Raw genomic sequence first — 13649 nt, 5'->3', positions numbered from 1 at the left:
GGGCCGGATGAAAACCGGGCAACTGTCCGATTTTCAAGACGATATCTAGACTTTTCAGGGTGCCGTCTGTGTGGAATATTCGAGAAAATCCGGTCAACCGACTTGATTTAAATGAATTTCACGGTTACTAGTGGTGTTAGGCATGATAATGGCCCCCGATGTTGCCCGCTGTTGACCAGTGTCGCCTGGCGTCACCAACCGCCCGGAACATCGGAGAAACCTGGAAAATCCCCGGCTGGCCGCGAAAAACGGCCCCTACGGGCGAGGAAAGAGATGACGCCAAGGGACAAGGACTGCATCTTCTGCAAGATCGTGGCAGGGGCCATCCCCTGTGCCAAGGTCTTTGAGACCGAGCATTGCCTTGCCTTTCTGGACATTGCGCCCGTGCATCCGGGCCACGTCCTGGTCATGCCCAAGGGCCATTATGCCACGCTCATGGATATCCCAGCCGAGCTGGGCGCGGACCTGACCGCCACCCTGTCCAGGGTCGGGAAGGCGGTGATGGAGGCCACGGCAGCCGACGGCCTCAACCTGATGCAGAACAATTTCGAGGCGGCGGGCCAGGTGGTCCACCATGCGCATTTTCATCTCATTCCGAGACACGCGGGCGACGGGCTGACCCTGTGGCCCCAGTCGGGTTACGAGAGTTCCGACGAGATGAGCGGGTTGGCGAAAATCATCGCCGGCCTGCTGAAATAAGCTTTGAAACCCATTTTTGGAGGCGATCAATGAGCACCCTCACCAAAGCCGGCATCGTTGACTACATCTACGAGCGCACCGAGAGCAACCGCGCCGAGATCAAGGATCTGGTCGAGACGATCCTCGAAATCATGAAGACCTCGATCAAGAAGGACCATGCCCTGCTCGTCAGCGGGTTCGGCAAGTTCGAGGCTTACGACAAGCGGGCGCGCAAGGGGCGCAACCCCCAGACCAGCCAGACCATCACCCTGCCCCCGCGCAAGGTGGTCGTGTTCCGGCTGTCCCGCAAGTTTCGCTCCGAGCTCAATCCGTCTTAAGCACGAAGCCCTTGGGGTATTCCGCCCGCAGCTGGTCCAGAGCCGCCCCTGCCTCGACAGGGTCGGCAAATGCGCCGGCCTGAACGCGGTAGATCCCGTCAGCGGTCGCGTCCAGTTTCGAGCCCTTGTACCCCTCTTTAATGAGGCGTGCGAGGGCTCGGTTCGCGTTTTCCAGATCAGAGAACGCCCCCACCTGCACGTAATATTTCCCGCCTTGGGTCATGGCCACTGTGGCCGCGTCCGGGGCAATTGCCGCTGACTGGGCTGGTTCCGTGCTGGCCGATGCTGCCGCAGCGGGCTGCGCCGCTTCTGGCGGTGCCGTGGTCGCGGGCGAGGTGGCCTTGACCCAGCCCGGTTCCTCGTCCAGGTCATCCTCAAACACGGCCTTGGATTCCCCGGTCGCCGGGGCGTCCACCACAGAGACCCCCTCGCTGCCCTGCCATTGTTCATCGGCGGACCTGCTGGCGGTTGCGCCTGCCGTTTCCGCCGTTTCCGCCGGTCCTGGCGCGGGCGTGGGCATGGCGCGGTCTGCCGGGCGCTGGGCGGGCGGCGACGAGACAATGTGCTGGCGGGCGCAGCCGCCGAGTGCCAAAGTTGCGATCAGGTAGGCCGCCGCGATTAGCAGCCCTGATTTTCCGTGAATTTTCATATGCTTCGCCCCCTTGCGTTGGTCTTTTCGTGCTTCTGCAAGTAGCACACGGTGTGGCGTAAAGTCTAGAATAAATCTAAAATGTCCCGGCTGGTGCGGGTTGGCAAGGCGTTCCAGGCGAGGTCTCGGCCTGACCTTGCTGGCTGGATCGTGTCGGCGCGGGGCTGGTGTCGGCGCGGGGCTGGTGTCGGTCGGGAGCGGGCGTGGCCGGGGCTGGCGTCAATCAGCGGCAGTGCCGTGGCCGGGTGCGGGCAGCCCCTGGAGCAGCGCCTTCCAGCGGGCGGCCTGATCCCAGTCGAATCCGCCGGGCACGCACGGCCAGATGGAGTTGTTCTGGAAGAGCGGCTCCTCGGCGATGGGATAGGGGCTGGCCTGGCGCGCGGCCTCGAACATGGGGCTGCCTGGGATGGGCGTGTAGTGGGCCAGATGCGGCCTGAAGCCGAATCCGCGCACATGGCGCACCGCCTCCTCCACGCGGGCCAGGTCCTGGCCGGGCAGGCCGAAGAGGATATAGACGCCGATGTCGGCCAGATCAAAGCCCGCGTCCACGAGGTTTCTGGCCCCGTCCTCCCACTCGCGCCGGGTCAGCTTGACATCGTGGCGAAGGTCGAAATCCGTGGTTTCCAGACCCAGGCGCACGGTGGTCAGGCCGCCGCGTTTCAGGCGGCCACAGGCGTCGGGCGTCAGCCTGCGCACATGCATGGCGTTGGGCGTGTGCAGCCGCACCTGGGGCCAGCGGTCGCTCACCGCGTCGAGCACCGGCCACAGCCAGCGGTCCGGGGCCACCAGCAGGGCGTCGTCGTAGAAGGCGAAGTCGCGCACCCCGCGCGCCTGCTCCGCCTCCATCAAAGCCAGAATGGGGCCGGGTCCGGACTGGGTGAATCCCGGATACAGGGCGCGGCTGGCGCAATAGTCGCAGGAAAAGGGACAGCCGCGGGAGCCGAGGACCGGGGCGTAGCCGGGATCATTGTAGAGATCAAGGGCGAGGTTCAGCCCGGCGCGTTCCGGCAGGGGCGGCGCGATGCGGCCCAGAGCCGCCCACAATTGCGCCCAGTTCTCCGGCGTTTCCAGCGAGCCGCGCACGAGCAGGTCGGGCCGGGCGTGGCGTTGGGCGTGGTCCGCGCACAGGGTGGCGTAGGGACCGCCCAGGATGCGCACCGCGTCGGGCCACAGCTCGCGGGCCAGGTCCAGGGCGTTGATGGCGCCGGGATACCAGTAGGTCATGACCGACGAGACCATGACCGCGTCGGGCGCGGGATCGAGCTGGGCCAGGGCCTCGCGTACCATGTCGCGGTCCAGGCCGTAGCGGCTGTAGCGGCGGCCCGTGAAGGCCAGGGCCTTGGGCGGTTCCAACTCCTGCTTGGGATAGTGGCCGGTGCCGTACCGGCCCGGCCTGGGCCAGCGCACGCCCTCCCAGGTGGGGTCCAGGCAATCCATGAGGGCTATGGACGCGCCCGCGTCGCGGACCATGGACAGGCAGGCGAGCAGTCCCACGGGCCTGGACCACAGGTTGAAGGCCGCGAAATCCGTGATCCACGGATTGATGCCCAGGACGCGCACCGCGCCCGGTTCGCCCCCGGACCATGCCAGATTTGGATATGCGGGCCGGGTCATTGTCCGCTCGCTGCTCCTGTCACCGCACTACCGGTTGACGAGTCCTATGACGATGGAGAGGGCCAGCATGGTGATGAGCACCCCCAGCAGCACGTTGGTGGTCCGGTTGCGCCGCGCCGCCCGCTCTGCCTTGCCCCTGGTGAACAGCCCGGCGATGAGAAACACCAACCCCAGGATGACGATGATCTTGAAAAGTATGCCCATGCGCAGTGTGTACCGGATTTGAAGAGGAATGTCTTGGGGAGAGGGGGCGGCTGCATCAATTCAGCGGGATTGGCCCCGGACAGGCTTCGTTGCCGAAGAGTTGGTCTTGGCTGGTTGCGGACCCTCGTCGAAAACCGAGGCCAAATCATTGCGCTCCCATGAATATCCTGTACCATGAAAGGTGTCTGTATTATTTGCGCCTCTCGACTGCCCCGCCGGGGCTGCAACGTTGCCGGGGAACAATCATGAAACGTGTCGTCCTATTCAGTATGCTCAGCTTCATGGCGGTGGCGGCGGTGGTTTTGACAACCTATTCCATCTCCATGAAGCGTCAGATCGATATTGCCCAGAACGGATCCAGGGCTCAACTTGAGGCCTATCAAAACATCTTTCTGTCGAGCATCGACAACTCCCGGCACCTGCCATTCGCCATTTCACGGGAAAGAACGGTCCTGAGACTCTTCGAGAAACGCGCTGACAGGCTTGAGGTGAACATCCTGCTCAAGGCTATTCAGGTTCGCTCCGGCGCATCCGCAGTCTATGCAATGAACGGGAAGGGCCAAGTCATTGCATCGAGCGACTACGACCAGCCGGACAGCCTCATCGGCACGAGCTTTGATCGCCACTCCTTCTTTGAATGGGCCATGAGCGGCCGGGAAGGTTCCACGTTTGTCATGGGAAACGCGGCCAACAGTCCCGGCTACCACCTTTCGTACCCCATCACCCTGGACTCGAAGATCATCGGCGTGGCGGCAATCAAGATCGGCATGTCCGAACTGCAGGATGCCTGGAAGGCTGCCAAAAGCGTCATGATCGCAATAGATCCCAACGGCGTCATCGCTTTTTCAAGCAATAGGGATTGGCTCTACGGCACCTTTGTTCCGCTGTCAGAAAGCCGACCAGAGGTGCCCCGTAGCGAGGGCCTGGACATTGGCGCTTTCCCTGCCCGGCTTGAGGTTGTTCAAGGGGTGAGCATGGAGGCCCGGTGGATTGAAATAGGCGGTTTGCGGTATTTACTCAACGAGCATCGGATTCAGGGTACGGGATGGGAATTGCTTGCCCTTGTCCCGTGGTCGGACATGACGGACAACAGTCTGATCAAGGCGCTCGCCGCTGGCCTTGCAAGCATGGTGACGTTGGCAGCATTGCTGCTCGTCAAGGCGCAACGGATGAAGGCCCGCATGGAGCTCAGAGTCGAGTCGTCCAGGCGGGCACGACGGATAGACAGGGAACGGGAGGAGTCCCTCAGGCAGCTGGCGGACTCCATCGCCCACCAGATCCGCAATCCGCTCCTGGGAATCGGGGGCAATGCCAACCTGCTGAAACGAAAGCTGCCCGAGGACGAAAGCATAAAAGCACACCTTGGAACCATTATCCGCTGCTGCATGGAATTGGAACAGGTGGTTGCCTCAGTCAGGGATTATATCCACATCGTCCCTGCCGCAAGGGTGCCGTTCAATGTGGAATCCATGGTCGCCAAATCCTTGTCAACCGCCATGGCCGGGGTGAATCCGCCGGAGCAAGCCGTCATTTGGCACATCGCCCTTGAAGCGGCCGAACTGCCTTTGGATGAAATCCTGGTAGGAAAGGCCCTGCATGAAATCCTGACAAATGCGCTCGAAGCCCGGGAGGAAGACACCATAACCATAGCAATCTCCGGCAAATGGGAAACGCCCCGTCTTTGTGCCGAGGATATCCTGGCCCCAAACGGGAAATGCTATGTACTCACCGTCTGCGACTCGGGGAAAGGTATCTCCACCGAAATTTTCCCCCATGTGATGGATCCTTTTTTCTCCACCAAACCGCACGGGACAGGGCTCGGTCTGGCCAAGGCCAAACGGGTTGTGCAAATATTCCATGGAGGGCTCGCCATCCGTTCGCCGGTTTCCGAACATGCGGGATGCAGCACGATGGTGCAACTGACACTGCCGACCCAGGCCGAGTTGGAAATCGAATAGCGGCCAAAGATCGCATCCGCACGGGCGGCCTCGAAAAAGCCGTCAGCCTTGTGCCGCTTCTTGCCCGAGCGGCTTGCCGACTCAGGGCGTGACCAGGTTGAACCAGAACTCGTAGGTGTCCAGCATGGCCAACAGGTCGGCGAGCGCGGTCTGGTCGCCGGTGATCTTAACCTCGCCGGACGCGGTCTCCTGGGGCAGGGTCGTCTTGCCCAGGGCGATCTTGCCGAGGACAGCGCGGGAGATGGTGACCGTGGCGTCGGCGTTGGTGGCGCTCGCGTTCATCCTGTGGCTGAGCGCCCCGTTTTCAAGCTCCAGGAGGCACGTCTGGCCCTTGTCCGTGAAGGTCATGTTGAGCACGATGTGCCTGTTGCCCGCCTTGGCGCTGTCGATGCGGGTGCCGAGGTAGTCCAGGAACATGTCCAGGGCCATGGCCTGTGCGGTGTCGCTGCTGCCCACCGGGATGGGCAGCTTTTGCACCCCGTAGCGCAGCTCCTGGGCACCGGTCAGATAGAAGTTTCTCCATGGGCCGGACTCCGACTGGTAGCCCAACTGCTCAAGCGCGTCCGCCGTCAACTGGCGCGCCTCGACGTTGTCCGGCTCGGCGAACACGACGTGGTTCATGACCTGTGCCACCCAGCGGTACTCGCCTGCTGCAAACGACTTCCGGGCCTTGTCCATGACCGCGTCGGCCCCGCCCATGAATTCCACGTACTTCTTGGCGGCGTCCACCGGGGGCAGCGGGTGCAGCCGGGAGGGATTGCCGTCAAACCATCCCAGATGCAGGACATAGGTAGCCCTGACATTGTGGTACATGGAGCCATAGTAGCCGCGCATGGCCCAATGCTTGCCGAGTTCTCCCGTGAATGCGATCTGTTCCGCGATCTCTTCCGGGGTCAACCCGTGGTTGGCGAGGCGCAGGGTCTGGTCGTTGATGAATCGGTAGCCGTCCCGTCCCATCTTCAGGTTGGCGACGACGATGTCATTGCCCCACACCGGCCAGTGGTGCATGCCGTACATGATCTGCGCCCTGTCCCCCCACATGGCGATGGTCTCGTCGAGGTACTTGGACCACAGCAGGGGATCGCGGACCTTGGCCCCGCGCAGCGAATAGGTGTTGTGCAGGGTGTGGACGCAGTTTTCCGCCGCAGTGACGGCCTTGAACTGCTCGACATACCAGTGCATCTCCGATGGCGCCTCGGAGCCGGGGGCGAGCATGAATTCAAAGTCCAGCCCGTCGATGTGCATCTTCTGCCCGGTTTTGGTCACAGTCACGGTGGGCGCGATGAGCGAGATTCTTCCCGAGGAGGTCGTGGTCCCCAGCCCCGCGCCCACCTGTCCGGTGGCGGAGGGGGGCAGCAGGTTTCCGTACATGTAAGAGGCCCGGCGCGCCATGACGGTTCCGGCGAACACGTTTTCGGCCACCGCCGCCTCAAGGAACCCTTCCGGGGCGATGATCTGCACCTTGCCGGACTTGACATCCTCCTCCGAGACAACGCCCTTCACGCCGCCGTAGTGGTCCACATGGCTGTGCGAATAGATGACCGCGACCACGGGCCTGCGGCCCCGGTGCTTGTAGTAGAGTTCCAGCGCGGCCCTCGCCGTCTCCACCGACACGAGCGGATCAGCCACGATGATGCCGGTTGCGCCCTCGAACACGGTCAGGTTCGAGAGGTCCGCGTTCCTGACCTGATACAGCCCGTCGCAGACCTTGAACAACCCGCCTGTGAGCACGAGGCGCATCTGCCGCCACAGGCCGGGATTGACCGTGGCCGGGGCGGCCTCGGCATTGAGGATGAATTGATATCTGGTCATGTCCCAGACAGGCTGCCCGGCCTCGTTCAGGATCACCCCCTGGTTTTCCAGGGGAGCGACGAAGCCGCGTCGGGCATCCTCGAAATCTTGCATGTCGGCAAAATCGTATGCCTTGAAAAAGGAGTCGTTGACCCGCTTCGTCTGCTCCGTGGCAGGCTTGGGCGGCATGTCCTCCGCCGTGGCGTACCCGGCCCGGACCAGAGAGAGGGCCATCCCGAGCACAAGAGCCAATGCCATCCATCCAACCCGCTTCCCGTGCATGCCAACTCCTTTGTTCAGGGCGCGCCCCGCCCTGCCCCTGGTGAACAACCCCGCGACGGCAAACGCCAACCCCAGGCTGGCGACCGTAAAAAGCAGACCTTTCCGCCGCATACCAGATTTGGGGAGGAATGTCTTGGGGGGGAGGCGGTTTGCCAGGAACCGCTTATGGGGTTGTTGGTTGCCGTCTGTCTCTGTGAGAGCCCGGCTTGTGTCTCGCATATCACGATTTATGAGACACAACGGGGTTTGTGTCTCATCGGTGGGACTCAAGGAAGGGTTTTCCCCTCACCCCTTGATCCAGATCACTCCGGCTTGTCGGCCTGTGGCCTTGATGGGGGAGGCGCAGGCCTTGCGGTAGGAGAAGAAGGTGTCCTCGTGGCTCACGGTGCACTGGTTCATGCCGAATATCTGATGGGCCGGGATTCCGGCGGCCAGGAGCTGGTCGCGGGTCAGGCGCCAGAGGTCCACGGTGCGGCTGGCCGGGTCGTGATAGGGCTCGAAGCCGGGGCCGAAGTCGGTGTCGAAGTTGACGAACTGGGCGGCGGCAGGGCCGAGGCTGGGGCCGCGCGAGGCGTGGATGTCAACGGGCGAGAGGCCATAGTGGGCGCAGAAGCGGGCCACGCCCGTGCCCGGGAAGTTGATCCGGTTGCCGCGCCAGCCCACGTGCAGGGCGGCCACGTAGCGGCCCGAGTTGTGGGCCAGGAGCAGGGGCTGGCAGTCGGCGGTCTTGATGACCAGCCCGATGCCGGGGGTGGCCGTGGCCAGGCCGTCGCCCTCAAGGACCGGCTCGGCCTCGGGCGCGGCGGGGGCGGGGTCGAAGTGGATCACGTCGCCGTGCACCTGGCGGCATTCGCACCAGCCGGTCAGGCCCAGGCGGTCGTGGAGCAGCCTGCGGTTCTGGCGCACCGCGTCCGGCTCGTCGCCGACCTCAAAGGAGAGATTGGCCGTGTCGTGGGGCGGCTCGCTCACCCCGCCGCGGCGCGAGGTAAAGGCGCAGCCAACGCTCGGGATGGCCGCGAACGGGAACGGAAAAAAGGCTATGGGCGCCATAATTCCTCTTCGGTGCAGACCACGTCCACGGGCATGTCCCAGGGCTGGACCGGCAGCTCGTCCACCAGCTGGAAGGCGTGGCCGATGCCGATGAGCAGGGGGCGGCCCATGGTCCCGGAGTCCAGCAGCCGGTCGTAGTAGCCGCCGCCGTAGCCCAGCCGGTAGCCGCGCCGGTCAAAGCAGACGCCGGGGATCAGGGCCAGGTCCGGGCTGCACGACTTGATGGCCGGGCATCTGGCTGCGTCAGGCTCCATCAGGGTGAAGGGACCGGGCGACAGCTCATCCTCGCAGGCCGCGCAGGCCAGGTCCATCTCGCCGTAGGCGTCGGGCCGACAGCGGGGCAGGAGCACCCGGCAGCCGCGCTGCCACAGCTCTTCCACCAGGGGGCGCACGTCCACCTCGCCGCGCATGGGCCAGTAGACCAGCACCTCGCGCGCCTGCCGCCACTCCGGCAGGGAGCGGATCAGGGCCGCCACGTCCTCGCCCGCCTCGCGCGTCTGTCCGGCGGTCAGCGTGCTCCGGCGGGCCAGCATCTCGCCGCGCAACCGTTTCTTGTCAATGTCACTCATGCGCGCATTATACCACGGGCCAGGGGCACAATCCAGCGGCGAATCAAGAATGTGGCTTTCTCGACATCTTTTCGTGATGCGCCCGCGACAGGCGGTCCAAATGCCCGCTTGGTTTTCGGGCCGTCTTGCTTTATCCTGATCCACATCCCTTGAAAAAAAGCCGGAGAGTACATGCCCGCCCATATCCTGGTCCTTGACGACGAAAAGAACTACCTGCTCATCCTCGAATCCATCCTGGAGGACGAGGGGTACAGCGTGACCACCCTGCCCGATCCGGAGATGGGCCTGGCCTACCTCGAGGAATCCGAGGTGGACATCATCCTGACGGACATGAAGATGCCCAAGCTCTCGGGACAGGACGTGCTCGAACACTGCAAGAAGAACTACCCGCACATCCCGGTGCTGATCATGACCGCCTACGGCTCCATCGAGGCCGCGGTGGAGGCCATGCGCATCGGGGCCTTTGACTACATCACCAAGCCGTTTGCCAACGAGGAGCTGCTCCTCTCCATCTCCAAGGCAGTGCAGTTCGCCGCCACCCAGCAGGAGAACATCCGCCTCAAGCGCGAGATCCGCGACCGATTCGGCAAGGGCAACATCATTGCCCGGGGCAAGGGCATGCAGCAGGTCATGGACATGGTGGACCGGGCCGCGCCCAGCCGCTCCACGGTGCTCATCCTCGGCGAATCAGGCACGGGCAAGGAGCTGGTGGCCCGCGCCATCCACACCTCGTCCCCGCGCCGCGACGAGCCGTTCATCACGGTCAACTGCATGGCGCTCAGCCCCGGCGTGCTCGAAAGCGAGCTGTTCGGCCACGAGAAGGGCTCGTTCACCGGGGCCATGGCCATGCGCAAGGGGCGGTTCGAGCAGGCCAACAAGGGCACCCTGTTCCTCGACGAGATCGGCGAACTGACGCCCGAGCTCCAGGTCAAGCTGCTGCGCGTGCTTCAGGAGCACCAGATCGAGCGCGTGGGCGGCACCGAGACATTCGACGTGGACATCCGCATCGTGGCCGCCACCAACAAGAATCTCCAGGAGGCGGTGTCGCGCGGCGAGTTCCGCGAGGATCTTTTTTACCGGCTCAACGTGGTCTCCATCTTTCTGCCCCCCCTGCGCGAGCGGCGCGAGGACATCCCGCTGCTGGCCGCCCACTTTCTCGACAAGTACACCAAGGAGAACCAGGTGGAGATCGCCGGGTTCACCGGCGCGGCCATGGACTACCTGACCGCCTACGAATGGCCGGGCAATGTCCGCCAGTTGGAGAACGTGGTGGAGCGGTGCACGGTGCTGGCCCGGTCTGACACCATCGACGCCGACGACCTGCCGCCCGAGATCAAGGACGAGGAGGCCCAGTTCAAGAGCGCGGTGGACCTGCTGCCATCCGAGCTGAACCTGGCCGAGACCATGGACAAGATCGAGGGCGCTCTGGTCAAGCGCGCCCTGGCCAGGGCGGACTTCATCCAGGTCAAGGCTGCCGAGATGCTCGGCCTCTCCAAGAGCAACCTGCAATATAAATTGAAGAAATACGACCTGATGGGCAAGGCGAAATAAGGGGAAGCAAAAGTGAAAATTGAACAGATTCACATCCGGAATTTCAGAGCATTTCGGAAGGTCACCTTTAAGGACCTGCCATCCTTTTGCGTTCTTCTCGGGCCGAATGGGTCGGGAAAATCCACGTTTTTCGATGTCATCGGCTTTCTCAAAGACTCGTTGCAACATAATGTGCGACAAGCCTTACAAAAAAGGGGAGGCTTTAAAGAAGTCGTAACCAGAGGGCACGGCGGTGAAGCCATCCTTATCGAAATCAAATTCAGAATGCCCATTGGTGGCAAGGAAAGGCTCGTAACCTATCATTTGCAGATCGGGTATGACAGTGAACTCAACCGGCCCGAAGTGACCAGAGAAATTTTGAGATACAAGAGAGGCAGAAACGGCAAGCCGTACCATTTTCTGGAATTTGCCAAAGGGTCAGGCTACGCGGTCACAAACGAGGAGGACTTCGACAAAGAGGAGGAAGCTCTGGAGCGCGAGTGGGAGCAACTTGAAGCCCCGGATATTTTAGCCATCAAAGGCGTAGGTCAGTTCCAGAGGTTCAAAGCCGCAAGCGCCTTCCGGCAATTGATCGAAAGCTGGCATGTTTCGAATTTTCACATAAATGATGCTCGCGGCAGCAAGGATGCAGGCGTTGCCGAACATCTTTCCACAACCGGCGACAACCTTCAGCTGGTTGCACAGCATATTTACGACAATCATCCTGATGTATTCTCGCGCATACTTGGCAAAATGCGCGAACGTGTCCCCGGAATCAAAAATGTTGAAGCGACGGATACGCCTGACGGAAGAATTGTCCTCAAATTTCAAGATGGCTCATTCGCCGACCCTTTTGTGGATCGCTACGTTTCCGACGGCACCATCAAGATGTTTGCGTACCTCGTGTTGCTCTATGATCCAAAGCCGCACCCGCTCCTGTGTGTGGAAGAACCGGAGAACCAGCTCTACCCGATGCTTCTTGGTGAACTTGCCGAGGAGTTTGAAGAATATGCCCGGAGAGGTGGGCAAGTGTTCGTGACAACCCACTCTCCGGATTTTCTCAACGCGGTCCCGCTTGCCAGCATCTTCTGGCTTGAGAAGAACGAGGGAGTCACCACGGTTTTCAAAGCCGGGGAAATCGAGCAGTTGGTGAAGCTCGTTGAAGAAGGAGATCTCCCCGGTTATCTTTGGAAAGAAGGCTTATTCAGGACGGATATCTGATGGCCCGGCTCATATTCATGCTCGAAGAAGAGTCCATGGTCCGCTGTCTGAAAGGATTACTTCCTCGCCTTTTGCCGGGCTCCCTGGAGGGACGAGACTACCTTTTCATCTCCCACGACGGAAAGCAGCACCTGGAAAAATCTCTTCCGAGAAAACTCAGAAGCTGGAATTATCCAGATGACCTTTTTGTTATACTGCGGGACCAGGACAGCGGCGACTGCAAAACGATCAAACAGCACCTGGTCAATCTGTGTGAACAGTCAGGCAGGCAAGCCTCGTTGATCCGTATAGTCTGCCGGGAATTGGAGTCATGGTACATTGGGGACCTCGCTGCTGTTGCTGCTGCGTTCCATAAGCCCAAATTGGTCAAGAACCAAAGCAAGGCAAAATTCTCAGAGCCGGACAAGCTTGGGTCTCCGGCCACAGAGTTGAAGAAACTTGTCCCAAACTACATGAAGAAGAGCGGATCTTCTCTCATCGGGCAAGAACTATCCCTTGAGCCGAATGCCAATATGTCCAGGAGCTTTCAGGCTTTCATTTCTGGAATCAGGCGCATAGCCCAAGGATAGCATGCTGCTCCTCGACGCCCCTTATGTGTCGGAGTATTTGTGCGAGACCGCCGCGCGGCTGGGCCAGCCTGTGCTGGATACGGACCGAGCGCGGGCCGTGGTCTGCGACAGGGCGGCGCGGGACCGGCTGCTTTTCGTCGATCAGGCGGAGCTGGCCCGGCGGATTGTCGCGGGCGAGCGGGTGCTGGCCAATTCCGAGAACTCGCTTGATCTGGTCCTGGCGGCTGCCGAGGGCAGCGATCTGGCCCGGCAGATCGAGGTGTGCAAGGACAAGGCGCGTTTTCGGGAGGTCACGGCCTGCCTGTACCCGGACTATCGCTTTGCGCGGGTGACGGCGGAAGGGCTGGGAGCGTTCGACCCGGCAGGGTTTCCCAAGCCGTTCGTGATCAAGCCCTCGCGCGGATTCTTCAGCCTCGGCGTGCATGTGGTCTGTTTGGACAGCCAGTGGCCCGCCACGGCGGCGGCCCTTGAGCGCGAACGGGCGACCATGAACGCCCAGTATCCCGAAAGCGTGGTGGACGCGGGCGAGTTCATCGTCGAGGCGGCCATCCAGGGCGAGGAATACGCCATTGACGTGTATTTCGACGCCAAGGGCGAGCCTGTGGTTACCAACATCCTGCATCACCGCTTCGCCTCGGAAGATGACGTGTCGGACCGGCTCTACTACACCTCGCCGCAGATCGTCCGGACGTGGCTCGGCCCGTTCACCGAGGCCGCCCGCCGTATCGGCCTGGCCTGCGGGTTTCATGATTTTCCCATGCATCTGGAGGTGCGGGTGGGCGCGGACGGGGCGATCCTGCCCATTGAGGCCAACCCCCTGCGCTTTGCGGGCTGGTGCGTGGCCGACATCACGGCTCATGCCTGGGGATTCAACCCCTACGAGTGCTACCTTGCCGACACCCGGCCCGACTGGCCGGCCATTCTGGATGCCAAAAGCGCCGCCGGAGAGGGCGACGCGGTCCACGCCATGGTCATCGGCGATCTGCCGTCCGCCATGGACGGCGCAACGATCACGCGGGTGGATTATGACGGGTTCGCGGCCCTGTTCGACACCGTGCTGGAGCTGCGGCGCATGGACTACACGGCCTACCCGGTCTTTGCCTTTGTCTTTGCCAAGGCGGCCTCGGACCGCATGGACAGGCTGGCCGCCATGACCGGGGCGGACTTCACGCCGCTGATCACCACGGCATAGCGGT

General features: G+C 62.2%; 13 protein-coding genes. 7 read left to right on the top strand and 6 right to left on the bottom strand.

From position 1 onward, the window contains the following. Positions 1-273 precede the first annotated feature (273 nt). Positions 274-699 (top strand): HIT family protein, encoded by a 426-nt coding sequence (locus DAES_RS15850; RefSeq protein WP_013516056.1) that lies wholly within the window; start codon positions 274-276, stop codon positions 697-699. A gap of 29 nt (positions 700-728) precedes the next feature. Then, entirely contained in the window at positions 729-1016 is a 288-nt protein-coding gene (locus DAES_RS15845) for an integration host factor subunit alpha (protein WP_013516055.1), read from the top strand. Here the strand turns inward: DAES_RS15845 and DAES_RS15840 are convergent. The 3 genes from DAES_RS15840 to DAES_RS17835 all read right to left on the bottom strand — a co-directional run bounded on the left by DAES_RS15840 (position 1003) and on the right by DAES_RS17835 (position 3483). Beyond that, positions 1003-1665: an SPOR domain-containing protein gene (locus tag DAES_RS15840; RefSeq protein WP_013516054.1), complete on the bottom strand. Its 663-nt coding sequence runs from the start codon at positions 1663-1665 to the stop codon at positions 1003-1005. The genes DAES_RS15845 and DAES_RS15840 overlap by 14 nt on opposite strands. 219 nt (positions 1666-1884) lie before the next feature. Then, positions 1885-3279 (bottom strand): B12-binding domain-containing radical SAM protein, encoded by a 1395-nt coding sequence (locus DAES_RS15835; RefSeq protein ID WP_013516053.1) that lies wholly within the window; start codon positions 3277-3279, stop codon positions 1885-1887. Positions 3280-3306: 27 nt separating this feature from the next. Beyond that, complete coding sequence (locus tag DAES_RS17835) at positions 3307-3483, bottom strand: hypothetical protein (RefSeq protein ID WP_013516052.1); 177 nt, start codon at positions 3481-3483, stop codon at positions 3307-3309. A 245-nt stretch (positions 3484-3728) separates the two neighbouring features. On the opposite strand from DAES_RS17835, the gene DAES_RS15830 reads away from it, so the two are divergent. Further along, positions 3729-5441 carry an ATP-binding protein gene (locus tag DAES_RS15830; protein WP_013516051.1) on the top strand — a complete coding sequence of 571 codons (1713 nt, stop codon included), beginning with the start codon at positions 3729-3731 and terminating at the stop codon, positions 5439-5441. An 81-nt stretch (positions 5442-5522) separates the two neighbouring features. Here the strand turns inward: DAES_RS15830 and DAES_RS15825 are convergent, their stop codons facing one another. The 3 genes from DAES_RS15825 to DAES_RS15815 all read right to left on the bottom strand — a co-directional run bounded on the left by DAES_RS15825 (position 5523) and on the right by DAES_RS15815 (position 9133). Then, positions 5523-7490 (bottom strand): alkyl/aryl-sulfatase, encoded by a 1968-nt coding sequence (locus DAES_RS15825; RefSeq protein ID WP_041271878.1) that lies wholly within the window; start codon positions 7488-7490, stop codon positions 5523-5525. 309 nt (positions 7491-7799) lie between these two features. Then, the gene (locus tag DAES_RS15820) at positions 7800-8564 is read right to left on the bottom strand and encodes a polyphenol oxidase family protein (protein WP_013516049.1); all 765 of its coding nucleotides are present in this window, start codon (positions 8562-8564) and stop codon (positions 7800-7802) included. Beyond that, on the bottom strand, positions 8552-9133 hold the full coding sequence (locus tag DAES_RS15815; protein ID WP_013516048.1) for a 5-formyltetrahydrofolate cyclo-ligase: 582 nt from the start codon (positions 9131-9133) through the stop codon (positions 8552-8554). Before DAES_RS15815 ends, DAES_RS15820 begins: the two co-directional genes overlap by 13 nt. Before the next feature lie 171 nt (positions 9134-9304). On the opposite strand from DAES_RS15815, the gene DAES_RS15810 reads away from it, so the two are divergent. Genes DAES_RS15810 through DAES_RS15795 form a run of 4 tightly spaced genes read left to right on the top strand, consistent with a single transcriptional unit; the run spans position 9305 to position 13645 of the window. Then, positions 9305-10684 (top strand): sigma-54-dependent transcriptional regulator, encoded by a 1380-nt coding sequence (locus DAES_RS15810; protein WP_013516047.1) that lies wholly within the window; start codon positions 9305-9307, stop codon positions 10682-10684. A 12-nt stretch (positions 10685-10696) separates the two neighbouring features. After that, positions 10697-11884 (top strand): AAA family ATPase, encoded by a 1188-nt coding sequence (locus DAES_RS15805; RefSeq protein WP_013516046.1) that lies wholly within the window; start codon positions 10697-10699, stop codon positions 11882-11884. Beyond that, positions 11884-12453: a DUF4276 family protein gene (locus DAES_RS15800; RefSeq protein WP_013516045.1), complete on the top strand. Its 570-nt coding sequence runs from the start codon at positions 11884-11886 to the stop codon at positions 12451-12453. The genes DAES_RS15805 and DAES_RS15800 overlap by 1 nt, the downstream gene beginning before the upstream one ends. A 1-nt stretch (position 12454) precedes the next feature. Continuing rightward, positions 12455-13645, top strand: a complete 1191-nt coding sequence (locus DAES_RS15795; protein WP_013516044.1) for an ATP-grasp domain-containing protein — start codon at positions 12455-12457, stop codon at positions 13643-13645. Positions 13646-13649: the final 4 nt, after the last annotated feature.

This window comes from Pseudodesulfovibrio aespoeensis Aspo-2 (assembly GCF_000176915.2).
GTDB lineage: Bacteria > Desulfobacterota > Desulfovibrionia > Desulfovibrionales > Desulfovibrionaceae > Pseudodesulfovibrio > Pseudodesulfovibrio aespoeensis.
This window is presented reverse-complemented; position numbering and strand designations above follow the sequence as displayed.

Bases quoted from the DNA above. Each gene is read 5' to 3' on its own strand.
- DAES_RS15850 (WP_013516056.1), top strand. From the start codon at position 274: ATGACGCCAAGGGACAAGGACTGCATCTTCTGCAAGATCGTGGCAGGG.
- DAES_RS15845 (WP_013516055.1), top strand. From the start codon at position 729: ATGAGCACCCTCACCAAAGCCGGCATCGTTGACTACATCTACGAGCGC.
- DAES_RS15840 (WP_013516054.1), bottom strand. From the start codon at position 1,665: ATGAAAATTCACGGAAAATCAGGGCTGCTAATCGCGGCGGCCTACCTG.
- DAES_RS15835 (WP_013516053.1), bottom strand. From the start codon at position 3,279: ATGACCCGGCCCGCATATCCAAATCTGGCATGGTCCGGGGGCGAACCG.
- DAES_RS17835 (WP_013516052.1), bottom strand. From the start codon at position 3,483: ATGGGCATACTTTTCAAGATCATCGTCATCCTGGGGTTGGTGTTTCTC.
- DAES_RS15830 (WP_013516051.1), top strand. From the start codon at position 3,729: ATGAAACGTGTCGTCCTATTCAGTATGCTCAGCTTCATGGCGGTGGCG.
- DAES_RS15825 (WP_041271878.1), bottom strand. From the start codon at position 7,490: ATGGCATTGGCTCTTGTGCTCGGGATGGCCCTCTCTCTGGTCCGGGCC.
- DAES_RS15820 (WP_013516049.1), bottom strand. From the start codon at position 8,564: ATGGCGCCCATAGCCTTTTTTCCGTTCCCGTTCGCGGCCATCCCGAGC.
- DAES_RS15815 (WP_013516048.1), bottom strand. From the start codon at position 9,133: ATGAGTGACATTGACAAGAAACGGTTGCGCGGCGAGATGCTGGCCCGC.
- DAES_RS15810 (WP_013516047.1), top strand. From the start codon at position 9,305: ATGCCCGCCCATATCCTGGTCCTTGACGACGAAAAGAACTACCTGCTC.
- DAES_RS15800 (WP_013516045.1), top strand. From the start codon at position 11,884: ATGGCCCGGCTCATATTCATGCTCGAAGAAGAGTCCATGGTCCGCTGT.
- DAES_RS15795 (WP_013516044.1), top strand. From the start codon at position 12,455: ATGCTGCTCCTCGACGCCCCTTATGTGTCGGAGTATTTGTGCGAGACC.